Source organism: Edaphobacter modestus (assembly GCF_004217555.1).
GTDB lineage: Bacteria > Acidobacteriota > Terriglobia > Terriglobales > Acidobacteriaceae > Edaphobacter > Edaphobacter modestus.
The window spans coordinates 360875-386513 of the sequence record NZ_SHKW01000001.1 but is presented as its reverse complement, the minus strand read 5'-3'; the positions used below and the strand labels follow the sequence as shown (position 1 = coordinate 386513).

The 25639-nt window shown below is 54.2% G+C and carries 18 protein-coding genes; 7 read left to right on the top strand and 11 right to left on the bottom strand.

Annotated features, from left to right (window positions below; all coding sequences use genetic code 11):
• Positions 1-145 precede the first annotated feature (145 nt).
• From BDD14_RS01590 to allB, 11 genes are all read right to left on the bottom strand, one after another.
• Positions 146-1306: a lactonase family protein gene (locus BDD14_RS01590; protein ID WP_130417285.1), complete on the bottom strand. Its 1161-nt coding sequence runs from the start codon at positions 1304-1306 to the stop codon at positions 146-148.
• Positions 1307-1366: 60 nt separating this feature from the next.
• On the bottom strand, positions 1367-2200 hold the full coding sequence (locus tag BDD14_RS01585; RefSeq protein WP_242617656.1) for a hypothetical protein: 834 nt from the start codon (positions 2198-2200) through the stop codon (positions 1367-1369).
• A gap of 672 nt (positions 2201-2872) precedes the next feature.
• Entirely contained in the window at positions 2873-4114 is a 1242-nt protein-coding gene (locus BDD14_RS01580; RefSeq protein ID WP_130417283.1) for a M20 family metallo-hydrolase, read from the bottom strand.
• A 4-nt stretch (positions 4115-4118) separates the two neighbouring features.
• Positions 4119-4859, bottom strand: a complete 741-nt coding sequence (allE, locus tag BDD14_RS01575; RefSeq protein ID WP_130417282.1) for a (S)-ureidoglycine aminohydrolase — start codon at positions 4857-4859, stop codon at positions 4119-4121.
• Positions 4852-6108 carry an allantoate amidohydrolase gene (locus BDD14_RS01570; protein ID WP_130422580.1) on the bottom strand — a complete coding sequence of 419 codons (1257 nt, stop codon included), beginning with the start codon at positions 6106-6108 and terminating at the stop codon, positions 4852-4854. The genes allE and BDD14_RS01570 overlap by 8 nt, the downstream gene beginning before the upstream one ends.
• Positions 6109-6115: 7 nt before the next feature.
• Positions 6116-6964 carry a factor-independent urate hydroxylase gene (pucL, locus tag BDD14_RS01565; RefSeq protein WP_130417281.1) on the bottom strand — a complete coding sequence of 283 codons (849 nt, stop codon included), beginning with the start codon at positions 6962-6964 and terminating at the stop codon, positions 6116-6118.
• 7 nt (positions 6965-6971) lie between these two features.
• Positions 6972-7316, bottom strand: a complete 345-nt coding sequence (gene uraH / locus BDD14_RS01560) for a hydroxyisourate hydrolase (RefSeq protein ID WP_242617655.1) — start codon at positions 7314-7316, stop codon at positions 6972-6974.
• Positions 7313-8719: a 2-oxo-4-hydroxy-4-carboxy-5-ureidoimidazoline decarboxylase gene (gene uraD / locus BDD14_RS32770; RefSeq protein WP_242617654.1), complete on the bottom strand. Its 1407-nt coding sequence runs from the start codon at positions 8717-8719 to the stop codon at positions 7313-7315. Before uraD ends, uraH begins: the two co-directional genes overlap by 4 nt.
• Positions 8716-9246 (bottom strand): (2Fe-2S)-binding protein, encoded by a 531-nt coding sequence (locus BDD14_RS01550; protein WP_242617653.1) that lies wholly within the window; start codon positions 9244-9246, stop codon positions 8716-8718. The genes uraD and BDD14_RS01550 overlap by 4 nt, the downstream gene beginning before the upstream one ends.
• A complete protein-coding gene (locus tag BDD14_RS01545; RefSeq protein WP_242617652.1) occupies positions 9243-11495 on the bottom strand; it encodes a xanthine dehydrogenase family protein molybdopterin-binding subunit in 2253 nt (750 codons plus the stop codon). Before BDD14_RS01545 ends, BDD14_RS01550 begins: the two co-directional genes overlap by 4 nt.
• 93 nt (positions 11496-11588) lie before the next feature.
• Positions 11589-12941 (bottom strand): allantoinase AllB, encoded by a 1353-nt coding sequence (gene allB / locus BDD14_RS01540; protein ID WP_130417279.1) that lies wholly within the window; start codon positions 12939-12941, stop codon positions 11589-11591.
• Between the two features lie 70 nt (positions 12942-13011).
• On the opposite strand from allB, the gene BDD14_RS01535 reads away from it, so the two are divergent.
• The 7 genes from BDD14_RS01535 to treS all read left to right on the top strand — a co-directional run bounded on the left by BDD14_RS01535 (position 13012) and on the right by treS (position 25438).
• The gene (locus tag BDD14_RS01535; protein ID WP_130417278.1) at positions 13012-14262 is read left to right on the top strand and encodes a Zn-dependent hydrolase; all 1251 of its coding nucleotides are present in this window, start codon (positions 13012-13014) and stop codon (positions 14260-14262) included.
• Between the two features lie 180 nt (positions 14263-14442).
• Positions 14443-15795 carry an NAD(P)-dependent oxidoreductase gene (locus tag BDD14_RS01530; protein ID WP_130417277.1) on the top strand — a complete coding sequence of 451 codons (1353 nt, stop codon included), beginning with the start codon at positions 14443-14445 and terminating at the stop codon, positions 15793-15795.
• Positions 15785-17179, top strand: a complete 1395-nt coding sequence (gene preA, locus BDD14_RS01525) for an NAD-dependent dihydropyrimidine dehydrogenase subunit PreA (RefSeq protein WP_130417276.1) — start codon at positions 15785-15787, stop codon at positions 17177-17179. The genes BDD14_RS01530 and preA overlap by 11 nt, the downstream gene beginning before the upstream one ends.
• Positions 17180-17192: 13 nt before the next feature.
• Positions 17193-18596 carry a dihydropyrimidinase gene (gene hydA / locus BDD14_RS01520; protein WP_130417275.1) on the top strand — a complete coding sequence of 468 codons (1404 nt, stop codon included), beginning with the start codon at positions 17193-17195 and terminating at the stop codon, positions 18594-18596.
• Positions 18593-20080, top strand: coding sequence for an NCS1 family nucleobase:cation symporter-1 (locus tag BDD14_RS01515; protein ID WP_130417274.1), 1488 nt, complete (start codon positions 18593-18595; stop codon positions 20078-20080). Before hydA ends, BDD14_RS01515 begins: the two co-directional genes overlap by 4 nt.
• A gap of 55 nt (positions 20081-20135) precedes the next feature.
• Positions 20136-22241: an alpha-1,4-glucan--maltose-1-phosphate maltosyltransferase gene (locus tag BDD14_RS01510; protein ID WP_341273283.1), complete on the top strand. Its 2106-nt coding sequence runs from the start codon at positions 20136-20138 to the stop codon at positions 22239-22241.
• Positions 22238-25438 (top strand): maltose alpha-D-glucosyltransferase, encoded by a 3201-nt coding sequence (gene treS / locus BDD14_RS01505; RefSeq protein ID WP_341273282.1) that lies wholly within the window; start codon positions 22238-22240, stop codon positions 25436-25438. Before BDD14_RS01510 ends, treS begins: the two co-directional genes overlap by 4 nt.
• The last annotated feature ends 201 nt before the right edge of the window (positions 25439-25639 follow it).

Genomic DNA, 25639 nt, shown 5'->3' with positions numbered 1-25639 from the left:
CCATGGAACAACAGGCTCAAACCTGTATGTCTGACTGGAGTTGCCCTTACTATACAAAATTGCATAGGGGATCGGCCCCCTATTTAATTGAAAAGGGACAATATGGCACGACTAATACGAATATCGAACGGAAAAACGGAAGCCCTTAGATGAAGATCAGGCACATCGGCCTGTCCAGTGGAAGGGACTTACCCGTTTCTGCGAGATGGCCGGTCTTTTCACTCCTCGCAAACACGGCTATATTGTTGGAATCCTGGTTGGCCACCAGCAGCCAGCGCCCGCTCGGGTCGAGTGTAAGATGGCGCGGTCTCTGACCTCCACACGTTGTTTTCTCCAGGAATGTCAATCTGCCGGTCTCGGGAGAAACCGCGAAGGTTGCCATAAAATCATCCAGCCGACTGGCGACATAGGCAAAACGTGTGCTTTTATCGAAGACGATATCTGCCGGCGCAGCTTTACCCTGGTAGCCCTCCGGCACCAGAGAGACATCCTGCAAGGTCGTCAGAGTACCTTGCGAACTATCCCACCCCAGAAGATTCACGGTCGGCTTCAACTCGTTGACGCAGTAAACCCACTTTCCATTCGGATGAAATTGCAGGGCTCTGGGACCATACCCTGGGGAAGCCCGCCATAGAGGAGGGTCATGCGGAGTCAGCTTCGCCGTAGCCGCGTCCAAACGATAGATGTGAATCACATCGAGCCCCAGATCGTTTACCAGCAGAAAACGATTATCCGGCGACACAGTCACACGATGTGCATGCGGCCTTCTTTCATGTTTCGCAGTGTCAGCCGTGTACTGGAAGAACGAAACAGCTTCGCTCAGGTTTCCATCCCTGTCCACGAGAAAAGAGGCGACGCTGCCGCCACCATAATTGGCAACAAAGACACAACGCCCGGTCTTATCCATAGCGATATGGGTGGGACCTCCTCCCATCGAGGTGACCTGGTTCACCGGCGTCATTGCGGCGATCTTCCGGTTGAGACTAAAACCAGATATAGAGCCCGTGGGATGGTCATGGAACTGCCTGACCTCATTCACTGAATAGACAGCCGTCTCAGCCGGCGAGACGGCAAGGAAAGTGGGGCTCTCTGTTTCTGCAGCCAGACCGATCTGCTTTAGTTCGCCTGTTGCAGCATCGAAGTCATAGGCATAGATGCCCCGGCTCGTACTTGGAGCGGCTGTCATGGTACCGACAAGCAAAAGGCTATTCTGTCTTCGTAGTTTCGTCTGCGCTGACCACGAGTGCGCGCCAAGGGCGAGGATCGCTGAGTTCTGGATGAAATGACGCCTCGTAGTCGTTGACATCTTTCCCCTTCTTCGCAGGTTTCGATTGATTCGGACAGACGTTGATTGATGCCAATTCCGTCATGGCGCAGTGAACTGATAACGAATCTTCCACCGGCCTGTCTTTTGAGGGGGGATACTAAGGTGGATGTAACCTTCAGGGCATATCGTTGATCGAGTCGACCAGAAATAGAGGCGTGAGAGAGGCCTGTCGGACGTTTGCCTCACCGCTACCTTTGTATCCGTATCCTCAACTGTAAAATCGTAGTCCGAAGCCTTGTCGGAATAGCCTGTCAGATAACCGGAGACACCTTTGTGCGGCCCCAGCCAGTCGACGAATTTCAGGTCCTTGCCTTCGATTCTGGCTGCTTCTCCCAGAGGGTCGACCGGCTTCGGCTCGAAGGCAAAGTGAACCACCATTCCAGGGCCGACCGGCTTGCCATCAAGCATGAAGAAATCATGGTCGTAGACGTTGGTGTCGATCGTCTTCTGCCCAATATTCTTCAGACGATGCTCGAGAGTCATCACAGAATTCTTCTTGTCGAGCTTCAATTCCTTTTCATACACGTACGCGTAGCCGTTGGGTCCGCGGAGAACCTGGCGAAACAGAATGGAATGTCTCTTAGCCCTGACGGTCCACTTGCCGGTATCAACGATGGGATAAGGAAACCCAAACTGGTAAGGGGCATTGTCCACCTTTCGCAGAACCCCGACGCCAGGCTTCAGGAAAGGATCGCCAGGCTTCGCGTCGTCATACCCGATCGCACCTTGCGGCACAAAGAATGTGCCCTTCGGGCCTGTTCGCCCGATAGGACCACCATCCGTGCGAAACTCCTCAACAGGTCCTGTGATCGAATCATTCTTGAGCGGATCGTAATCGTTGAACCACTCTCCAAAGAATCGATGACCGTTCAACGACGCGCATCCCACCACCCCAGACCAGTCAAATCGCGTGGAACGATAATATCCATCCTTCGCGTCAGGGAGAAAAACCAGAACGTCGAGACTCCCGTTTGACAGCAATTTACTCGGATGATCACTATGTGGAACGTTTGAACATAGCGAAGGCCTGGCCTTCATTTGTGAGTTCAACGCACCCGAAGCTGTGCAGAGGAGGAAAACAGCGAAGCAAAGACGATTTGAAATCCTCCGCGGTCTTTCGCTTCCTCGTTCCGTAATTCTCAAAAATCTCATCTCGTATACCCCTATTCCGTCTGTCAACACGATGGCGGCATGACATGTGTGGTGAGAGATATTGTCTATTTTTGTTTGTAGACGAAATCCTCGTACCAATACCACCGTCAGCTTTCGCTTTTGGCTCAATGCTTTACAGTCGCGATACCGTAAGGCACTTTAGCTTTTGGCGAATGTACCGGCTACAGGCAAATGCCTCCACCTTCTCCTAGGCCTTATGGCCTATTCGAAGAAAGCTCGCCATCAAAAGCGGTCAGACCTATCGGCTTTGCTTCACTCGCCTCCCCTGATACCTCTACAGGTATGCACTCTTCAAATTGTGAGGAAGATTCGCGTGCGCACCGTCTTCGGCAAAGACTGATTCTATGAAACGATCTTCGTAGGGAGTCTTCGCTACTGGCTTGCGAGATGCGCCAGTGTGTGTGCAAGAACCCTGGTGCCGTTCGCAATATCCTCTGGCGCGGCAAATTCGTCAGGACGATGACTCACTCCGCCACGGCAAGGGATGAAGATCATCGACATAGGGGCAATGCGAGCCATAAACAACGAATCGTGATAAGCCCGGCTCACCATTTTCTTATACGAAAGACCGAGCGCCTCTGTCGCTTCTACGATTGCATCGATGATCCCGGCAGACGAGTGTGCAGGGGAATCCGCGTTTACCAGCTCGAGACGGATGATGACGCCGCGAGCTGATGCTATCCGAGCGCAGGCATCCTTGACTTCTTCCAGAACCCTGTTTCTGCGCTGCTCATCAGTATCGCGAATGTCGACCTCGAGTAAGACTTTGCTCGGGATACTGTTTACTGCTCCAGGATGGATCTGACACTTGCCGACCGTTCCACAGGTATCGATTGCCCCTGTTCCTCGAGCACTCTTCTCGACGGCGAGTACGATCTCAGCAGCAGCACAAAAAGCATCTCTACGATCTGGCATCAGCACCGCCCCGGCATGGCCGCCCTCGCCTTCGATACTTATCCGTAGACCTGCGGGTGCGGCAATGTTGGTGACAATCCCGATGGAGACTCGTTCCCGCTCGAGTAGCGGCCCCTGTTCGATATGCAATTCAACGAAGGCAGCATAGTAATCCCTTGGCAGACGAACACTTTCAAGCGATCCGATATAGCCGGCCTGCTGGCGAAGCTGGGCAAGTGTTAATCCCTCAGAATCTCTAAGGTTGTCATCAGCAGTGGAGTCGAGGACTCCCGTCAAAAGTCTACTTCCAAAGCATCCGATACCGAACCGCGTGGGTTCTTCCGCAGTAAAGAGGAGTAACTCTATCGATCGCCTCAGATGCAGCCCACTCTCTTTGATTGCTCGAATCGCTTCGAGGCCACCCAACACACCCACCGTTCCATCGTAGCTTCCCGCAAACGGAATCGCGTCAATATGCGATCCTGTTCCGATTGCAGGGAGATCGGGTTCGGCACCTTCCAGACGAACGAAAATATCTCCAATGGCATCGATTCGGCTGTGCAAGCCTGCCGCCTCGCACAGCCCAATGAACCAGCTCCGGGCACGGCGGTCGACATCGCTATAGACGATACGGGTTACAGCGGGCGGTTCAGCTTCAGAGATGGTTGCAAGCATTTCAATCTCGGACTGCAGCCGCGTTGGATCGATCTGAATCTGCATAGGCTTATACACCCGCTATCGGGTGGCGGTTGGTGTTTTTATAGATGAGATATTTTGCCGGCTTCTTGCCCAGGGCACCAAACCACTGCGGGCAGTAGGGGGCCATCCAGATAAAGTCACCCGACTGCACCGGGTACCATGAATCCCCCAGCCGATAAATTCCTTGTCCCTCAAGCATTAGAAGACCATGTTCCATAATATGGATTTCAACCATCGCGAGAGACGCTCCAGGCTGGTAATGCATCACGTTGACCGCGCAATCGTAGCCAGGCTCATCTGGTATCAGGAGTTGCACGCGGAGATCGTCATCATCACCCAGGAGATTGGACACGACATCATCTACATGTCCGAAGATGGCAGCACCGGTCTGGATTCCGTGAGTTGCCTCATAGTGTTTTTCGATGACTGCTGCCCTGCTGCGTACGCTCGCAACAAACTCATGTCGCAGGCCCTCAGGAAGGTAAGCGTATCCTCCGGGCTGTAGCGATTGTGTCGATCCATCCAGACGGATCTCAAGGGAACCTTCGAGTAGATACAAAAATCTCTGCATAGAGGAATGACAGAGCACACCGTCAGTCTCAAATTCAACGGTGTACTGTGTGAATGCTGCTCCCATTTGAGGTGCAGCGTGAATGATTGCGACTGCATTGTTTATGCCTGGGAATGCAGAGCGCACAAAAGTATCGGGCGTCTGCAGAAGGTGCGTCCGGTGGTAGCTGCTTCGTGTCTGGCCAAGATTATGCATGTGCTTTGATGATTGCCTCGTCGAATCTGCGTAGAAATTCTAGACCTGCATCGACCGCTTTCGCGACGTCTTCGTGCCGCACTGTCTCGTCGGGATGGTGACTGATCCCTCCTAGACTGCGGAGAAATACCATGGCAGAAGGGAGACGCTCGGCCATCACCATGGCATCGTGGCCAGCTCCGCTGCTCATCCGAAGAGGCTCAACCCCTGTACTTCTTATTGCGTCACAGACAATCTGCGAAAGCCGTGTATCCATTTGAATAGCTGGTTGATGCATTTGTGCACGCCAGTGGCATTGGAGTCCTCGCTGTCGAGCAGCAAAGTCGGCCTGGTCAACCAATGTTTCGAGAGCGTTAATGCGAACTTCATCATTAGCATGACGAATGTCGAGACTTGCCCGAGCTTCACCTGCGATGACGTTTCCAGCACCGGGAAGGGTTTCAACTCTCCCTACAGTGGCAACCAGATCCCTGGTTGAACGGGCAATCTCTTCCACACGACAAATCCACTGCGCTGCTGCTGCGACGGGGTCGTGGCGAAGATGCATTGGAGTAGTTCCAGCATGGTTTGTAGCGCCAGTAAAGACCATCTCGCCGCGTGTCTGGCCCACAATTGTGTCCACCACGGCAAGAGGCATGTCTAAACTTTCGAGGACAGGACCCTGCTCGATATGGAACTCGAGATATGCAATCGCGGATTGATCGAGGGCAGCAGCTTCAACGGCTTCAACATCCAGGCCGAAACCTCTCATAGCCTCGCGCACGGAGACACCGCTCTTGTCTTTTCGAAGAAGAAGGCTCTCGTCGATACGTCCTGCTAGAGCCCGACTACCAATGAATGGTATTCCAAACCTGATTCCTTCTTCCTCAGAGAAACCGACCAATTCCAGCGCGAAGGAGAGCCTTCGGCCACCTAAAGATTCTATCAACGCGAGCGATAGCAGGACTCCGAGTACACCGTCGAATGCGCCGGCATTAGGAACGGTGTCGAGGTGGGACCCTAGGATGAGCCGCGGAGCATCTGTGCCGGCTCCGCTGTAAAGTCCGCGAAGGTTCCCGACCGCATCGACCGAGACAGACATTCCCGCGTTCTCCATCCAGCCCTTCACTGTGTTCATGCATGTTCGCATTGCGGGCGACAGGAATGTACGAGTGGTGTTTCCTGGAACATCTGTAATACGTGCAAGAGTGCGACAACGTTCGATTATGTGCGCTGCAATATCGATTCTTTCCCTTCTGGCGGAGAGCATCACGAACTCAGTTCCCCCTGCATAACCTTGCTTCGATATAGCCATACGGTTCATCGGTTGGGACGAAGATCTCGTTTGGGTTGGTCTTTCCGAAGCGGGAGAGATCAACAAGAAGACAGTGCTTATTCGGCATCGTGATTTCGATGTCTTCTACTTCTGGGGCGCCTTCAAGGAGCGCGTTCCCCATAGCATAAAGTGTGTGCTGAACTGATCTGCTCTCGTGTTCGGCGAATGTCTTGAGCAGGGTGTTGCGTGCGAAGCCACGCAGTCGGTCGAAATCGAGAGAGGATGAGCTGTACTTCCACTGCGCACGGACTGCAGTACCCAAAAGCCTATCGGCAGTCTCCGGAAGTGTCGTGTGTGAATCGCGAATAAACCCTTCGAATCCCGAATTCGCCGTCTTCATAACAACAAGATTCTTGAGCCCTGAGGTCACGGCTACCTCTTCGCCACGTGCGTAACTCACCGTAGTGGTCTGTAGTTCGCCACTCGTCTGCTGGAACGCGGATGGGAAAGTTGTTCCATCAACATGGATATGGGTCCAGGGTACGCTGACAATGGAGATTGTGGCTTCTCTGACCTGCGGATTGTTACGAATGAGATAATCCGAAAGCTCGAACGCGAAGTCTTCAATCGATTCGGCCTTTGTATCGCGCGCGAGCGAATATACAGTGTTCTTCATCGTGTCGGTCGCCAGGATACGAGAATTGTCTCCGGTGGTGAAGCATTCTCCAAACTCGCCCGTGAGTAGAATCTCTACAGACCACTCCTGGAATGAGTGCATCGGGTTGTCCCGCTTCACACGGACGACGCGCACCTGGCACTTGCCGTAGGTATTTTCTGCCAGTCGAACCATCTTCTTTCTATGACCCCCTGTAGGTGGTGTAACCGTTTGCCGTCAGCAACAGAGGAATGTGAAGATGCGCATCACCCTCGCGGACCATAAATGGTATTTCAATGAAGGGGTAGAGGGCCGTAACTCCCTGCGCGCAATGATATGGCGCGGTCTCAAAGTGAAGACGATATTCACCGGGGTCCAGTGAAATGTTTTCCGGAAGCATCTCCCTACAACGCCCGTCATTATCCGTTTGCTGCAAGCCAAGTTGCTGCCAGGTGCCATCGTCTGTTTTACGATGAAGCGTCACCTCGATCGAGGTCGCCGGCCTGCCGAGCGACGTATCAAGAATATGGGTTGAGATTCCGCTCAAGCTCCCTCCTGGAAGGAGAGCCATCTTTTCAAACGAAGCTCGAGAATCTGTTCCTGCTGTGCAGCCGACTCCTTCATCTCGGTCTCATCGTCGTTCGTCATGCGGCGCTCGAGCTCTGAAAGTATCTTGGACGGAGTCTTCTCACCGGCACAAATGATGAAGATTCGGCCGAACCGCGTTTCATAGCGACGGTTTCCCTCGGCGATGGCGTGCTTGATCTCCACGTCGGCCTGCTGAACTGCACGCTGCTCGGTTGCCGACCATGCCGCGGAGACGTCCGTGGTCGGGCGTTCGGCGTGACGTTCACCAATGCGTGGATGGCTTTGAAAAGCCTCCATCCAATGCTCCGGATCGAGATTTTGCCACACAGTTTTCGCAGCACCCGAGAGATCCTCGCTAGTAGCGTATGGACGCAGTGACACTACTTGCTCCGCCCAGGCTCGCGAACCACAGCAGGAGAGCAGATCGGCTACAGCAGCTTCAAACGGAAGTGAATTCCATCGTTCCAGTACGAAATTTCTACTGGATGGAACTGGAAATTGCGAGAAAAGATGCAGAAGGAATTCTTCCAATAAATTACCCGCGACCGCGATGCGATACGTTCGCGTAGAGCGGATGTCATCGATAGGAGAGACCTCTGACTCAAGCGCGAGACGGGCCGCACGGAATGTCTGCAGCGACCAACGATTGTTCATCAAAACCGCCTCGGTCTTCCTCAAGCGGAGTGGAATCGGAGCCATGCTGCCCATTGCGATCCGTATATCTTCAACCCTGTCTTCCTTGATCTTCGCCAATGCTGCCATGCAGAGTTTCGAGATCGCCTGCGCATTTCGCGGGCCAACCTTCTGAGTGCGGCTCATGTAATCGGAATAACAGCGCGGAAGCACGATAGCGCGGATCAACTCATCCGGCCTTAAACGCGTCTGCTTGTATCCGATATGAAAATCCGTGTAGGGTATGCGCCGTTCTCCCACTGCAGAGATGAGAACAAGTTCGGCTTCATAGACCAGCAGGGCTGGAAGAGAGTCCGCTGCGGGAGATGCATTCACGATGTTACCGCCCAGTGTCCCCCGATTCTGATTGGCGATGCTACCGGTCCACGATGCTGCCGTGCTAAGCAGCGGAAACTCGCTTAGCACGGTTGGATTTCGCCGCAAATCGGTGTAGGTGCACCCGGCTCCCACGTGCAACTCGGCTCCATATTGTCTGATTTCACGCAACTCAGGAAAGCCCCAAATATTGACGAACCTGTGAGCGGCAAGCCTTCCCGCACCATACTGCACCATTAGCTCGGTGCCGCCTGCCAATGGGGTCCACTCTCCGGGCGAACGCGCCATCACTTCAAGCGCCGAAGCGAGAGACGATGGAGCGACGACCTCGAAATTTGAGGGGATCGATCTCACCTCTTCTTCTCCGTCAAAGCGTAAAGTTCGTCCCGGTCTTCATCCGTCATTGTTTCCGCCGCAGTCCTTACGGAATCGAAGATGCGGGTGTAGCCCGTACAACGGCAGAGATTTCCGTTGAGACCTTCGCGAATCTGTTCTATCGAAGGATGTGAATTGGTACGTAGGAGGCTCACCGTAGCGACAATCATTCCGGGTGTACAAATACCGCACTGCGCTCCGCCACACTCGAGAAACGCGCGCTGGACGGGATGCATAGCCTTCGTAGCAAGACCTTCAATGGTAAAAATCTCTGCGCCTGCCGCCTGAGCGATCGGAATGAGGCAACTGTTGACCAGATCGCCGTTCAGCAGCACGGAGCATGATCCGCATTCTCCTTCGCCACAGCCTTCCTTCGTTCCGGTTAAACCGAGTTCGCAACGAAGTACATCCAGAAGGCGTTGCATGGGATAGACCATCACATTGCGCGGCTCTCCATTAACTCTGAAATGAACGTTTGTTTTGGAAGCATTGAGGGCCGTGTTCACGCAAGCACCTCCTCGGCGATCTCGTGTCGGGCTTCAGTCAGGGTGGCGAAGATATCTTCTGGCAGCAGGGGTATCGAGTAAAAGTCTCTCCCGGTGGCATTCACGATGGCATTCACAATGGCCGGAGCGGGTCCATCCATCGGCAACTCCCCGATGCCTTTCGCTCCGTATGGACCGTACGGATATGGGATCTCCTCAAAATAGACGCGAATTGGGGGAATATCCTGGGAAGTGGGCATGATGTAGTTGGTCATTTGGTTGTTAACCATCCGCCCCTGTTTCCAAACGACTTTCTCATAGAGAGCGTATCCGATTCCCTGTGCAACTCCTCCCTCGATCTGTCCGGCGGCAAGGATGGGATGCAGGACCTTACCAACCTCCTGTAAAGCGACGAAATCATCGACGGTTACGCTATAGGTCGCCGTATCGACTGTCACTTCAGCGACGTAGATCGCCCAGCCAAAAGCGGGGTAAGCTTCGCCCTGATACTTCGTATCGTCCCAAAAGATATTCGGCGGGGCCTGATAACGGCTATACGATTTCAGCGCACCGAATTGTTGCACGTAAATTCTGCATGCTTCCCGAAAGACGTCCCTATCGACCGGCTCGCCAAGGAGTCCGGCAGCCGTAAGTGTTTGCAGGAGCCCCAGTGCGGCTGATTGAACAAGTTTGCCCACAATCATGGCGGTGCGTGAGGCGACCGTTGGTCCGCTGTTGGGAACACTGGTGGTATCAATCGGCGCCATTTGCACGTCGGAATACTCAAGACCAAGAGTCTCCGCAGCAATCTGGCAAAGAATCGTATTGGTACCCTGGCCGAACTCTGTACTCGATACCATTACGCGAACGTCCCCCTGCACCGTGGCCTCGACGCCGACCAGTGCATTCAGATATCGTTCGCCCGATCCTGTGAAACCTGCCCCATGCATAAATGCGGCAATTCCGATTCCCTTTTTCTTTCTTTCTTTAGGATTCTTCTCAGCGAAAATCTTCACCTTCGAGTGGTAATCAGAGAGCTTAAGGGCACGGTCAAGCAAATGCTGCAGATCAATCGGCTCACGAATCTCCTGCTGTGTCGCTGTCGTCTCTCCCTGCTTCAGAAGGTTGCGGCGACGGAATTCGTCAGGCGGCAGGCCGATGGTTCGCGCCACACGGTCCATATGGCGCTCCAGAGCAAAGAGGCTTTGTGGGGCGCCAAAACCACGGAACGCTCCATGCGGCGGGGTATTTGTTGCGACAGCCTTGGCGTGGATACGGATACTCGGCCAGCAATATGGGCCTCCCGCGTGAATGGTGCCGCGTGAGAGGACAACGGAAGAGAGTGTGGCATAGGCGCCACCATCGATAACGAAGTCAATCTCGGATCCCAGCAGCTTGCCGTCCTTGTCAACGGCAGTCCGGTGGCGAGTGCGCGAGGGATGACGTTTGGTTGTAGCCGCCATATCCTCCATCCGGTCATAAATCAGCTTGACTGGATGACCGGCTTTCTTTGCCAGGAGCACGGCATGGCCCGCGATCATCGAGGGATATTCCTCTTTGCCGCCAAAGGCTCCGCCTGTCTCTGTTTGAATGACGCGAACCTTGTCTTCCGGCAACCCCATAAGAGCCATCAGGGCTTTGTGCACGTAAAAGGGACATTGCATCGACCCCCAAACGGTGCACCCTTCAGCTTCGCTATATTGGGCGATGACACCGTTGTTCTCGATATAGAGCTGCTCCTGGGCGCCGGTCGAATACTCCCCTTCAACAATCCAAGCCGCGTCTTTCCAGACCTCATCCACATTGCCCTTATCGATCGTGTAGGTTTTGAAGGTGTTATCGGTACCCCAGATGATCTCCTGCCTCAGCTCACTCTCTTCTATGGAGTGAATCGACGGTAGGCAATCGTAGGTGATTTGAACCGCCGCGACAGCGGTCGAAAGAAGGTGACGATCGGGGTGAGCGAGAAGAAGAATCGGCTCCTCTGAATGATTGATTGCACGGTCAGCGAGACAGGGCTGGTCGTCAAGGATAAGAGAGACGATATTCCTGCCTGGAATATCTCTTGCCGAGACGATTACAAACTCATGCCACGGAAAGTCATCCGGGAGGTGAATATCCAGAATTTTGCCGCGAGCGATCGTGCTTCGCACGGTTGCGCCGTACAGCATTCCCGGAAATACCATGTCGTCGACGTACTTCGCCGTACCGGTGACTTTAGCTGCACCTTCCTTACGAGGAACGGAAACTCCAACAACGCGTTGACTCACAAAATCCTTCCAGCAACAGATTAGCGCCGACCGGGAATCCGCGTAGCATATCAAGAACGTAGAGCTTAGTCGCTATAAATCTGCTTCCATAGCCTACATCCCAAGCTTCACTTCTACCCCCTTTGGCGATCCTATAAAACCCTCCTCACCATAAACTTTATCCCCCCGCAAAAACGTCTGTCGTACGACGCCGAAGAGGTGCTCCCCCAAATATGGGGAGACAGGATGCCGATAATGAAGTATCTCTGTCGTCACTCGAAAACTCGCTTCTGGATCAAATACCGCGAAGTCCGCGTCCATCCCTACGGCCAGGGAACCCTTGCGCTCCGACAAGCCGGCCACTACGGCCGGTGATCCAGCCATCCACCGAGAAAGTTCGCTCAGTGGAATCTCGCGAGCTTTCATCGCAGTCCAGATGATCGAAGCCGCGAGGGACAAGCTGGCAATTCCGCCCCACGCCGTGCGGAAGTCTCCATCCTGCAGACGCTTCATCGCCGGTGGGCAGGGCGAATGATCGGTGGCGATCAGGTCGATAATACCGCGCCTCAAGCCATTCCAAAGTTCCTCGCGATTCCCACGGGAGCGGATCGGAGGAGCACATTTCAGCAGGGTTGCCGATGAGGGAATGTCTTCCGCGGCAAAGTGCAGATAATGGGGACAGGTCTCGACCGTGATCGGAAGCCCATCTCGACGGGCAGCGTCCAACTCCTGGAGGGCCAGACCCGTGGCCAGATGAACGATATGCACGCGAAAGCGATGTTCTCGACACAGACGGATGAGCAGACGGATCGCGTTGATCTCTGCCTCGTCAGGGCGGGATCTGAGATAGGTCTCATATTGTCTCCAATCCGCTCCGGCTACTGTAGCAGCCGCGGCTTCGAGTGGCCCAGGCAGTTCCGCGTGGACCAGCAGAGGCAAACCCATTCGCGCAAGTGCTGGAGCCGCCCGCTCCAGTCCGGTTTCACTGAGTCTTGTAAGGCCCTCGATTCCAGGATCGACCAGGAAGCACTTATATCCGCGTACGCCAGCCCGCGCAAGCGACAGAAGGTGTTCCTGGTTGTCGTCAGTCAATCCACCCCATGCAGCCCAGTCAACGTGACACTTCCCCCTGGCTGCTGCGCGTTTGATCTCAAGCGCAGTCACTGTCGTCGTTTCAGGGAGGCAGTTAAGCGGCATGTCGACGAGCGTGGTTATTCCTCCAGCAGCAGCAGCACGAGTTGCGGTCTCAAAGCCCTCCCACTCGGAGCGCCCCGGTTCATTGACGTGGACGTGAATATCGACCAATCCGGGCATGAGAACGAGATCGCCAAAACTGTGGACATCAGCCGATTCGGGAACTTCATCGGGAGATGTTACAGCCGTAATGCGGCCGCTTTCCACGGTTATTGCAGCCGGCATCACGCCTTCAGGAAGGACGACCCGGTTTGAGACAAAAACCTGTACCATGCCTGATATTCCGACCTTAGTCGTTAGAAGGTCAAGCAGGTTAAACGTCATCAAAAGAAAGGCAGGCCTGATGCCGCTAGATCCGAAGAGAGTCGTCGCCGACCTGGAAGAGCTTCGTAGACTCACCTCCGACGTTAATGGGGCCCAACGCGTGGCATGGACCCCGACATGGCTCAAGGCACAGGCATGGTTCGAGTCGAGGCTGGATGGTCTTCCCGTAGAACGTCACTACGATGCGGCCGGCAACCTCTGGGTTACGCTGAGGGGGCGCTCCGAGAAGGCCCTTCTCCTCGGCGGACATCTCGATTCCGTGCCCAACGGCGGCTGGCTAGATGGATGCCTAGGAGTGTTAACAAGCCTTGAGGTGCTGCGCAGTATCGCCGAAGACTTCGCGGGTGTGCCCCCGGTTACGATACGCCTCGTCGATTGGGCTGACGAAGAGGGTGCGCGATTCGGGCGCAGCCTCTTCGGGTCGTCCGCATTTGCCGGCACCCATACCATCGCAGCCGATCGTGGCCGCACAGACCGCGATGGCACACGTCTCGAAGACGCTTTACGAGAGTGTGGCTTCGATATCGATCAGATAGGAGACGCCCGCAAAGAGCAGGCTGATGCAGCAGCCTATCTCGAACTACACATCGAGCAGGGTCCGGTTCTCGAAGACCTTCAGCTTCCCCTTGGTGTAGTTCTCGGCACAAAAGGTGTAGAGCGCCACGCTATAACTTTTCTAGGCCAGGAGGCGCACTCCGGATCTACCCCAATGGCAGTACGTCGTGACGCACTTGCCGCAGCGGCAAAACTTGCACTCGAAATCCGTCGGATTGTGGGCAAACATCCGGATTCCGTCGCAACCATGGGCAGCGTTAAGACCTTCCCCGGGATCGTAACGGCCGTCGTTGGCCGTTGTGAAACGACACTCGACATGCGCGACCTTGATGCCGCGGTTCTAGCTCAGATGTTCGAAGAGGCAACTACTGTAAGTGAACGGTTCGCCGCCGAGGAGAGCTGCAGCGTTACGTGGTCACGAATCTGGAGTATTGAGCCGGTACCATTCCACCCCGCCCTTATCGAGCTTTGCGATGAGGCTATCCGCGAAACTACGTTCAACACCCACCGGCTTCCATCTGGCCCCCTGCATGATGCCGCAGAGGTTTCCAGGGCTGGTATTCCGACCGTAATGATGTTTACGCAGTCACTCGCCGGCCTGAGCCACAATCGAGCCGAAGACACAAAGAAAGAGCATATCGAGCTTGCCGTTCAAGCCTTCCATAGACTGGCCCTGAAAACCATGAACTGGATCAACGATGGTCAAGCCGCTTAGGGAGGCGGAGCTTCGGAAATCACTTCACATTCCTTCTGAATGATGCATAATGATCTCTCCTGTCATCACACAGGCGCGTTACTGGAAGGTTCGTGGAATCAAGGCCATTGCAATTCCGTTGTGATGTCCAGTTAACGGAGCTTTACTTTCCTATCTCTGCAGGAGGAGAGTTTCAACCTGATGAATGATCCAGTCCCGTTTTCGCAACAGGTCGTCACCAATCCCGAGATTGCGGCCCGGTTTGCAGACCTTCACCCGCCGTTCAATCGGCAGGCCGCTCTGGCCGAGTCCAATCGATGCCTGTATTGCTTCGATGCACCTTGTACCGCGGCCTGCCCAACGCACATTGATGTGCCTGCCTTCATCAAGAAGATCGCCAGCGGCAATCTTTCTGGCTCTGCGCGTACCATTCTCGATGCAAATATTCTAGGTGCAAGCTGTTCGCGTGTTTGTCCGGTCGATGTTCTTTGCGAAGGGGCGTGCGTCCTGCATCGTTACAATAAGCAGCCTATCGAGATCGCACGTCTCCAGCGATTTGCTATGGACTCGTTGTATGAGAGCGGAGCACCTCTTCCCTTTGTTCCCGCAGCCGACACCGGGCATCGAGCCGCGCTTATTGGAGCAGGCCCAGCATCGCTGGCTTGCGCCGCCGAACTTCGGCGCCGAGGCGTCCGCGCAGTCATCTTCGAAGCAGGTCCTCTCCCCGGCGGCCTGAACACTTACGGCGTCGCTGAATACAAACTTCCGCTCATCGAGAGCCTTCGCGAGATAGACATGCTCTCGCAGCTCGGAGTCGAATTCCATTTCAATACCCGCATCGATGTGACAGAACTCTCGGAGCTTGAACCATCCTACGATGCAATCTTCCTTGGGCTGGGACTCGGCGCGATTCATAAACTCGGCATTGTGGGGGAACAATTGGATGGAGTCACAAACGCGCTCGATTTCATTCGCGGCTATAAATCCGGAACCCTCCTCGCCGTCCCGCAGCGAGTAGCAGTCATCGGTGCTGGAAACACCGCAATCGACGCTGCCAATGCGGCAATTCGATTAGGCGCAGCCGAAGTCTACATGGTGTACCGTCGGGGTCCTGAAAGAATGTCCGCGTTTGACTTTGAATATGAACACGCACAAAAAGAAGGCGTGAGGTTTCTTTGGCACGTACAACCCGTCGCAGTGCAGGGTGAGCAGAAGGTGCAGGCAATAAAGCTAGCAAAACTTATCGCTTCGGATGGCGATTCGCTTGTCCCCCAGGAGGGTTCTGAGTTCCTTCTTTCCGTTGACCTCATCATCCTCGCTATCGGACAGGAGACGCATACAGAATTTCTCAAAGGATACGGGTACGCTGCAACGATTGGGCTAGAGGACGGGCGAATCCTGATTGACCAAGCTACCGGACAAACATCGAATCCCAAGTTCTTTGCGGGAGGTGACTGTACCAACGGCGGGCGCGAGGTCGTCGATGCGGTCGCCGATGGCAAACGTGCGGGCATTAGCATCGCAGCCTGGCTGGGGGTAAACCATGCCAGCTAATCCATCTCCCAATCCCACTCTCGAAACCACGTTCTGTGGGATCAAGTGTCCAAACCCATTCTGGCTGGCCTCTGCGCCTCCCGCGAACTGTGGAGAGCAGGTCATGCGCGCGTTCGACGTCGGATGGGGAGGCGCGGTATGGAAGACCATTGGCGAACCTATCACTAATGTCAGCTCTCGCTACTCCTCCATCGACTGGGACGGTCGCCGCATGATGGGTCTCAATAACATCGAACTGATCTCTGACCGTCCCATCGAGGTCAACCTGCAGGAGATCGCCGAGGTCAAGCGCCGCTATCCAAAGCACGTAATCATCGCCTCACTAATGGTCGAAAGCCGCCGCGAAGCGTGGCACGACATCGTTCAACGCGCCGAAGATGCAGGCGCTGATGGGCTTGAGCTTAACTTCGGTTGCCCGCATGGAATGAGCGAACGTGGCATGGGCTCCGCTGTGGGTCAGGTGCCCGAGTATACGGAACGAATTACTGGATGGGCTAAAGAGAAAGCGCGTACGCCCGTTATCGTAAAGCTCACGCCCAACATCACCGACATCCGCGCAACCGCTCGTGCAGCCAAACGTGCCGGGGCCGATGCTCTTTCCGCGATCAATACGATTAACTCCATTACCGGTATCGATCTCGATACACTCGAGCCCAGACCAAACGTCGACGGTCTGAGCTCTCACGGCGGCTATTGTGGCCCAGCCGTGAAACCCATCGCACTCAATATGGTCCACCAGGTCATGTCCGACCCTGGGTCTACGCTTCCGCTGTCGGGCATCGGCGGCATCGGTTCATGGCACGATGCGGTTGAGTTTATTCTTTTGGGCAGCGGCACGGTACAGGTTTGCACTGCCGTCATGCACTACGGCTACCGAATCGTAGAAGACATGCAGGATGGCATGCTTGAGTGGATGAAATCCAAGGGCTACAGCACGATCAGCGACTTTCGCGGCCTGTCCATCCCGAAGGTTCGCGAGTGGAAAGACCTCAATCTCAATTTCAAGATCGTCGCTCATATTCACGAAGATCTCTGTATTGGTTGCGAACTCTGCTATACAGCTTGCTGGGACGGAGCACACCAGTGCATCCACCTCGACCGCACTTCTCCCATCGCCGATACCACTCGTACACCTGCGATGGTTGCCGCTGAATCGAGCCGCCGCATCTCTACAACTCCTATCCCAAAGCTCGATGTCGGTGGTCTCGGAGCAAACAACTCCGTGACTCCGCTCGAACGTATTCCGCGAGTCGACGAACATCACTGCGTAGGCTGCAATCTCTGTTCGCTCGTCTGCCCGGTCGAGAACTGCATAACCATGGAGCGCGTCGACACCGGCCTGGCACCCGAGACATGGGCCAACCGCACATCCATACACGTCTAAACTGCGGAGTCAAATGGGAACCCTGATTCAGAACGGAACCGTCGTCAATGCCGATGGCATTCAGAAAGCCGATCTTCTTATCGAGAAAGGCAAGATAAGCGATATTCAATCTCGCCTCGACCCAGCTAGCCATGAAGTTGTCGATGCAGAGGGATTGCTCGTTCTCCCAGGAGGCATTGATGCACACACCCATATGGATATGCCATTCGGAGGCACAGTCTCCGCCGATGACTTCCTCACGGGTACGCGTGCGGCAGCCATCGGCGGCACCACCACGATCATCGACTTTGCGATCCAGGCACGAGGAACTCGCATGCGCGATGCACTCGATATCTGGCGCGCCAAGGCTGCCGGCAAAGCCTGTATTGACTACGGCCTGCACATGATCGTTACCGACCTGGGCTCTGACAACGGCAAGCAAGGCATGAATGACATGGATGACATGGTGCGCGAAGGCGTCACCAGCTTCAAACTTTTCATGGCTTACCCCAATGTCCTCATGGTCGATGACGGCACCATCTTCAAGGCGTTACGGCAGACCGCAAAGAACGGCGCACTTATCTGCATGCATGCCGAGAATGGCTCAGCGATCGATGTCATCGTGCAACAGGCCTTAGCTGAAGGCAAGACTGCCCCGATCTATCATGCCCTCACTCGACCCACGAAAGCGGAGGCTGAAGCCGTTCATCGTTCCATTGCACTCGCCGAAATGGCTGGGGTTCCGGTCTATATCGTCCATCTCTCCAGTGAAGATGCGCTCAACCAGGTTCGCGAGGCACGCGACCGTGGCCTTCCAGCCTTTGCCGAGACTTGCCCGCAATACCTTCTTCTTTCGCTCGAAGAGCATATGCCCGGTGAGAGCTTCGAGGAGGCGAAGTACGTCTTTACCCCCCCATTGCGCGAGAAGAAAAATCAGCCCGCACTCTGGAATGGGCTCGTACATGATCACCTGCAGATCGTGTCAACCGATCATTGCCCTTTTTGTTTCGCCGATCAAAAACAACTGGGCAAAGACGACTTTACCAAGATCCCTAATGGCGGCCCAGGCGTGGAGAACCGCTTGCAGCTTCTCTACCACTTCGGCGTAAATGCGGGAAAGATCGGCCTGGAGCGCTTTGTCGAGATCACATCGACCGCACCAGCGCGAATCTTTGGAATGTATCCCAAGAAAGGTGTACTCGCCAAAGGCTCTGATGCTGACGTCGTACTCTGGGATCCCGAAGCGGAGCACCTTATCTCTGCCACAACTCATAACATGCGTTGCGACTTCTCCATGTTCGAAGGTTGGAAGGTAAAAGGGAACGCCCGCAAGGTCTTCTCGCGCGGCGAACTCGTTGTCGACAACGGCAGATACCTTGGCTCCGCCGGTCGTGGAGAGTACGTGCGCCGAGAAGCGCGTGGAGGAGCCTGGCGATGATGCCGCTCACAACCGACTGCAGGGCACCCTACACTGCCAGCGACACAGTGCACGACGCTCGATTCTTCAACGAAGACCTTGCGCCGACTCCTCCCCAGCGTCGCACATGGACCACGTACAACTACATCGCGCTCTGGTTCTCCATGTCGATGGAAGTGACGACGTACATGCTTGCTTCGTCGCTAATTGCAGGCGGCATGAACTGGAAGCAGGCTATTGGCACTATCTTATTGGGTAACTTGATCGTGCTGCTGCCAATGCTCCTCAATGCACACGCAGGCTCGAAATACGGCATTCCATTCCCGGTATTCGTGCGCGCGTCGTTCGGCACACGAGGCGCAAATATACCCGCTATCCTCCGTGCGCTTGTGGCCTGTGGATGGTTCGGCATCCAATCGTGGCTTGGTGGACAGGCGATCTTTGCCATGCTTAACGTGCTCTGGCCGCAGACTGCAAGTCATGCCGGCGTGCTCTGGGCCTGTTTTCTTTCTTTCTGGTTGCTGAATATGTTCGTTGTCTGGAACGGGGTTGAATCGATCCGCATTCTGCAAAGTTTCTCCGCCCCTTTCATGGTCATCATGTCCCTCACACTCCTCTTCTGGATGTGGCACAAGGCGGGTGGCTTTGGTCCCATGCTCTCTGCACCGAGCAAGTTTCACTCGACGGGTGATTTCCTGAAATTCTTCTTCCCTTCCCTTACTGCAATGGTTGGATATTGGGCTACGCTCTCCCTCAATATTCCAGACTTCACGCGGTATGCAAAGAATCAGGATGCGCAGATCCTTGGACAGTCCCTTGGTCTGCCGGTCGCCATGACTCTCTACTCGTTCATTGGCATCGCCTGCACCTCGGCTTCGGTCGCCATATTTGGGGAACCAATCTGGTCGCCGATCACTCTCTTGGGCAAATTTCATCAACCGTTCGTCGCCTTTCTTGCCCTGATCGCTCTTCTCGTCGCTACACTTAACGTGAATATCGGAGCTAATGTCGTCTCACCCTCAAACGATTTCTCCAACCTGGCTCCTCGCTACATCAGCTTTCGGACCGGGGGCCTCATCACCGGTTTTCTTGGCCTCGCAATGATGCCCTGGAAACTGATGAGCAGCTTTGGCAGCTATATCTTCGGTTGGCTGATTGGCTATTCCGGTTTGCTCGGACCGGTCGCTGGCATCATGATCGCCGACTATTTCGTGCTCCGCCGGACCAGACTCGATGTCGATTCTCTTTATCGACGCAATGGAGCGTACGAATATTCGCACGGCATAAACCCTCGGGCGCTCGTCGCACTCGCTGCAGGTGTTGTTGTTGCCCTCATCGGTCTCGTCATACCGCCTCTGCGGTTTCTCTATGACTATGCGTGGTTCGTCGGTTTCTTCGTAGCGTTCGCCATCTATCTTTTACTTGCAATTGCTACGGTTCCTCCACGGCTTTCGGGCCAGACAGAGCGGCCTCATGTATCCAGCGGAGACGTGAAGGAGCGTTAGCGCGGAGATTCGGATGACCATCTTTCACAGTTTTCCTGTGTGACGGAACAAACGCGTGTACGCATCTACGCATCCACATGATGTGGATCAATTTTCTAATCAAAGCGAGAATACGGTGGAGCCGTCAGATGGAAGGTCTCGGGTTATCATAGAAGGGGTCGAACCTCGGGTAGAGGCTGGCCGCTTTCCAGTGAAACGTATCATCGGGGATACGGTATATGTAACAGCCGCTATTTATGGCGACGGGCACGATCACGTAGCGGCTCAGGTGCTGTATCGCAATGATACTTGGCATGAATGGCGAAGCGTCAGGATGAAACCGCTGGGGAACGACCTATGGGCGGCGCACTTTACAGTTGATACCATTGGAAATTGGCAGTTTCATGTCCAGGGATGGATCGATCACTTCGATACATGGGCCGCTGATCTCTCCAAACGTCTTGCCGCACAGACGAACAATATATCCTATGACAAAGCACAAGCTGAGTCGCTTGAACAGGGAGGTTCCCTACAAGATAAATCGGATGTCCTCTTGGCCTTTCTATCAGGAGCGTCTCTGCTGGAGAGACTCGCGACCTCTTCCGAAGGGGAAGATCGGTCACGATTAGAAGAATTCTCCGGTTCTTTGCGTCAGCTCGCTGACCAGAATTCAGGCCGATTTGAAAATCCGGTGACAGAGGAACTAACGATACTGGCAAGCCGTTACCCAGATCTACGCTTTGCCGCGCAATCTAACAACTACCGTATTCGCGTCGACCGGACAAAGGCGCGCTTTTCCACCTGGTACGAATTTTTTCCCCGGTCAAGCGGAGAAAACGGTGAACATGGAACCCTACGACATGCCACAAAACTTATCCCAGAACTCGCTTCTAGGGGATTTGACGTAATCTATCTGCCCCCGATTCATCCCATTGGACATGCCTTTCGCAAAGGAAAGAACAACAACGTGTCCGCGCAGCCCGAAGATGTAGGAAGTCCCTGGGCAATAGGAAACCATCACGGGGGGCACACCGCAATCGCGCCAGAGCTTGGCGGCTTTGCAGATTTCGATGCCATGGTTAGCGCGGCCCAGGATTCCGATGTCGAGATCGCGATGGACATTGCCTTCCAGTGCTCTCCGGATCACCCGTGGGTAAAGGAGCATCCGGAATGGTTTTCTATCCGTCCAGATGGGTCAATCCAGTATGCTGAAAACCCTCCCAAAAAGTATCAGGACATCTATCCACTCAATTTTGAATCTTCCGACTGGCATGGTCTATGGGAGGAATTGTGCAATGTCTTCCTTTTCTGGGCGGAACGAGGTATTCGTATCTTTCGTGTAGACAATCCACACACCAAAGCACTGCCTTTCTGGGAGTGGTGTATTAAGAAGGTTCAACGAACTTATCCCGATGCCCTCTTTCTAGCAGAAGCTTTTACACGTCCACATGTCATGTATGGGCTGGCCAAACGCGGTTTTTCGCAGAGCTATACCTATTTCAGTTGGCGCAACACCAAAGCCGAACTGACTGCATATATGACCGAGCTAACGACACCTCCGGTGAGAGATTTCTTCCGTCCCAACCTCTGGCCGAATACGCCCGACATTCTTCCGGAAGTATTACAGAAGGGAGAGCGCCCTGCCTTTATGCAGCGCGCTATCTTGGCTGCAACGCTGGGTGCAAACTACGGAATTTACGGTCCACCCTTTGAATTGATGGAACATAGACCGCTTCGAGAAGGAAGTGAAGAATATCTGTACAGCGAAAAGTATCAGGTCCGGTCCTGGGATCGAGAACATATAAATTCGCTCATGCCCTTATTGGCGACGTTGAATGACGCCCGCCACCGTCATTCTGCATTACAGCAGGATGACACCCTCCATTTTCATGATGTTGATAATCCGCAAATCTTATGTTTCAGTAAACGTAGCGACGAGGACATCGTTCTTGTCGTAGTCAATCTGGACAATAGCACGGCGCAGAGCGGGTGGACGCGCCTGGATATGGAGGTCATGGGTCTGAGCAGGGATGAGTCGTACCAGGTACACGACATTCTAAGCGGGCAAACCTACGCCTGGACCGGCCCGTATAACTACGTGCGACTTGATCCCCTGATAATGCCGGCACACATCTTCCATCTGCGCGGGATCGGCGTACATGGAAGCGAGGCAAATTCGTGATAAAGAAGCCTGGAAGCGCTATCGATCCTCTTTGGTATAAGGATGCAATTATTTACGAATTGCCTGTGAAAGCCTTCGCCGACTCAAACGGTGACGGCATCGGCGATTTCCCCGGTCTTATGGGCAAGCTGGATTATCTGCAAGATCTCGGCATCACCTGCATCTGGCTCTTGCCCTTCTTCCCTTCTCCTCTGCGCGACGATGGCTATGACATCGCCAACTATGTTGACATCAATCCTCACTATGGAACTTTGAATGAATTCAAGGCCTTCCTAAATGCTGCGCATCAACGCGGCATGCAGGTGATGATTGAGCTTGTCATCAACCACACCAGCGACCAACACCCATGGTTCCAGGCTGCTCGTCGTGCTCCCGCAGGGTCACCTGAGCGCGATATGTATGTGTGGAGCGATACGGATCGACTGTTCAGTGGCGTAAGGATTATCTTTACGGATACCGAGAAAAGTAATTGGACCTGGGACGATGAAGCTGGAGCGTACTACTGGCATCGTTTTTTTTCCCACCAGCCGGATCTCAATTTCGATAACCCACGCGTCCTGGACGAAGTATTGCGAGCGATGCGCTTGTGGTTCGATATGGGCGTTGATGGCCTGCGACTGGACGCAATCCCCTATCTTGTGGAGCGAGATGGTACAAGCTGCGAGAACCTCGACGAAACCCATCAAGTGATCCGTAAGATTCGTCAGGCCATCGATGCGGAATATGAAAACCGCCTTGTGCTCGCCGAGGCCAATATGTGGCCGGCAGATGTGCGTCCCTATTTCGGCGACGGCGACGAGTGCCATATGGCATTCCACTTCCCTCTGATGCCGCGAATCTATATGGCTCTTCGTCAGGAAGATCGATTACCTATCACCGAGATCATGGCCCAGACGCCTGAGATTCCCGAGAATTGCCAATGGGGTCTTTTTCTCCGCAACCACGACGAACTCACACTGGAGATGGTCACCGACGACGAGCGCGATTATATGTACTTCGCCTATTCGGCCGATCCGAGGATGCGAATCAATGTCGGAATCCGACGCAGGCTGGCTCCCCTCGTCGATAACAACCGACGTCGAATCGAATTGCTAAACTCCATTCTTTTCTCATTCCCCGGCACGCCGATTCTTTATTACGGCGACGAGATTGGGATGGGCGACAACATATATCTTGGAGATCGTAATGGTGTAAGAACCCCGATGCAGTGGAACGGCGACCGCAATGCCGGCTTTTCTCGCTGCGTACCGGCAAAGCTTTACTCGCCCGTGATCATGGATCCAATCTGGGGCTATCAGGCGATCAACGTCGAGGCCCAAGAGAGTGATACATCCAGCCTGCTGCACTGGACCCGCAATATGATCGCCCTCCGAAAGCTGTTCCAGGTCTTCGGCCGCGGAACACTTGAGTTTCTGAAATCCGAAAACCGCAAGGTACTCGCATATATACGGGAATACCGCGGTGAGAGAGTGCTTTGCGTCGCCAATCTCTCGCGCTTCGCACAACCGGTCTCACTTGACCTTGATCGTTGGGAAGGAATGGTTCCGGTCGAGATGTTGGGCTACGTTCCCTTCCCTATCATCAAAAAAGGACTCTATTCTCTTACGCTCGGACCCTACGCCTTTCTATGGCTTGAATTTCAGGATGCTCCGAAGCGGGAGCTAACGGTTCCCACCGCAGCTCCAGAGGTTGTAATTCCAGCGGATGACATGGCCGGAGTTCTGAGCGGGCCAGGGCTCGAGTTGCTTCAGGAATCCGTTCTGCCAAAGTACCTCTCTCAGCAGCGCTGGTTCGGGTCGAAGGCTCGTACAATCCAGAATGTAATCGTTGCGGATTGGGTCTCTCTTCCAATAGAAGGCACGACTTTACTCATCGTGGATGTCTGTTACACCGACGGCGAACCCGATCGATATACAGTTCCTGTTGCGCTGCGTTTTGATGTCGGAGACGTGACGCATAACCATGTGCTCGGCAATGTTCGCTGCACCGCAGACGGTGCTACCGGCCTACTATTGGACGCACTTTCTTTGGAAGAGCTGCGTTCATCTATGCTTGCGATCATCCGCGACGGCACGAGCCTCACTGGCTTACATGGCAGACTTTTGGGTTCTCCAGGAAAAGGGCTGGATAACGCCTACAGCATCGCTCCTTCACGCCTTTCCGCCGCCGAGCAAAGCAACTCTTCCATTCTTTTCGGAGATTCTCTGATTCTAAAACTCTTCCGTCGAGTTGAAGAGGGCATCAACCCGGACGTCGAGATAGGGCGTGCGTTGACGGAGGATGCGGCCTTCGCAAATATTCCTGCCTTTGCGGGACAGATTATCTATAAAGCAGACGCAAACGGTGATAGGCCCGAACGCCACTACGTAATCGCCCTACTACAAGGCCAGGTTCATAATAGAGGAGATGGGTGGACGTGGACTCTCGACGAACTAACCAAAATCAACCTGACGAACGAGAAGTCGATAGTCGAGTATCTTGATGCCGCTAGATTGTTAGCTATCCGCACTGCACAGATGCATATGGCACTCGCCAATCTGCAGAGCGAGGATTTTGCAGCACAGCCTGCTTCGTCTGAAAAGTTGATCGCCGATGCGGACCGCTTACGGGCGCAAATTCGCGTCACACTCTCCTTGTTGCGCCAAAAGTTCGGCGACCTCGGAGATGAAAATGTCGTGCCAGCTGCATCTCTTTTAGCGCAACGCGATAGGATGACTGCGATCGCCGATAGGCTGGCATCGATACCGCCGGAGTTGGCCGGTCAGTGGATACGGATCCATGGTGATTATCACCTCGGACAGGTGTTGCGAACGGAGAATGATTTTACCATTCTCGATTTCGAGGGTGAGCCAGTGAAGGCTCTTGAGGAAAGGCGAAAGCGCCAGTCTCCACTACGCGATGTCGCTGGAATGCTGCGCTCATTCAGTTATGTCGCAGCGGCATTTGCCCACGTACATCCTGAAGCAGCAAGTTGGATTAACTCCTGGGAGAGGTCAGTCCATGAGATATATCTTGATACGTATATCTCGAACCTTCGTTTACCTTTGACAGGCGCGACGCAAGCTATGCTTGCCGCCTATCTATTGGAGAAGGCGCTGTACGAACTTCAGTATGAACTGAATCACCGGCCGGACTGGCTGATGATTCCTTTACAGGGCATTCTGCAACTTATAGCTGAAGCGCCCCCGTCTAGCTAGTCCTTCTCATTTCCGAGGAGCGTTTGAGCAAAGAGAAACGCGCATTCAGTTCATGTCTGCTTGATTATCAGGCTCGCCTTTAGGAAATTGTTCTTTTCCCCAACCGCACGTTCGTACGGTTCCGACCTGAGCCGCTCTCGTTGGTTAGTAGTCACTTGGTTGGCAATTGTCCGAATATTGCATCCAACTTTTGGTGGAAGA

Coding starts and splice junctions, on each gene's coding strand:
- BDD14_RS01535 (WP_130417278.1), top strand. CDS start 13,012: ATGCCGCTAGATCCGAAGAGAGTCGTCGCCGACCTGGAAGAGCTTCGT.
- allB (WP_130417279.1), bottom strand. CDS start 12,941: ATGGTACAGGTTTTTGTCTCAAACCGGGTCGTCCTTCCTGAAGGCGTG.
- allE (WP_130417282.1), bottom strand. CDS start 4,859: ATGCATAATCTTGGCCAGACACGAAGCAGCTACCACCGGACGCACCTT.
- hydA (WP_130417275.1), top strand. CDS start 17,193: ATGGGAACCCTGATTCAGAACGGAACCGTCGTCAATGCCGATGGCATT.
- BDD14_RS01580 (WP_130417283.1), bottom strand. CDS start 4,114: ATGCAGATTCAGATCGATCCAACGCGGCTGCAGTCCGAGATTGAAATG.
- pucL (WP_130417281.1), bottom strand. CDS start 6,964: ATGGTTCGACTGGCAGAAAATACCTACGGCAAGTGCCAGGTGCGCGTC.
- BDD14_RS01530 (WP_130417277.1), top strand. CDS start 14,443: ATGAATGATCCAGTCCCGTTTTCGCAACAGGTCGTCACCAATCCCGAG.
- preA (WP_130417276.1), top strand. CDS start 15,785: ATGCCAGCTAATCCATCTCCCAATCCCACTCTCGAAACCACGTTCTGT.
- BDD14_RS01590 (WP_130417285.1), bottom strand. CDS start 1,306: ATGTCAACGACTACGAGGCGTCATTTCATCCAGAACTCAGCGATCCTC.
- BDD14_RS01515 (WP_130417274.1), top strand. CDS start 18,593: ATGATGCCGCTCACAACCGACTGCAGGGCACCCTACACTGCCAGCGAC.
- BDD14_RS01570 (WP_130422580.1), bottom strand. CDS start 6,108: ATGCTCTCCGCCAGAAGGGAAAGAATCGATATTGCAGCGCACATAATC.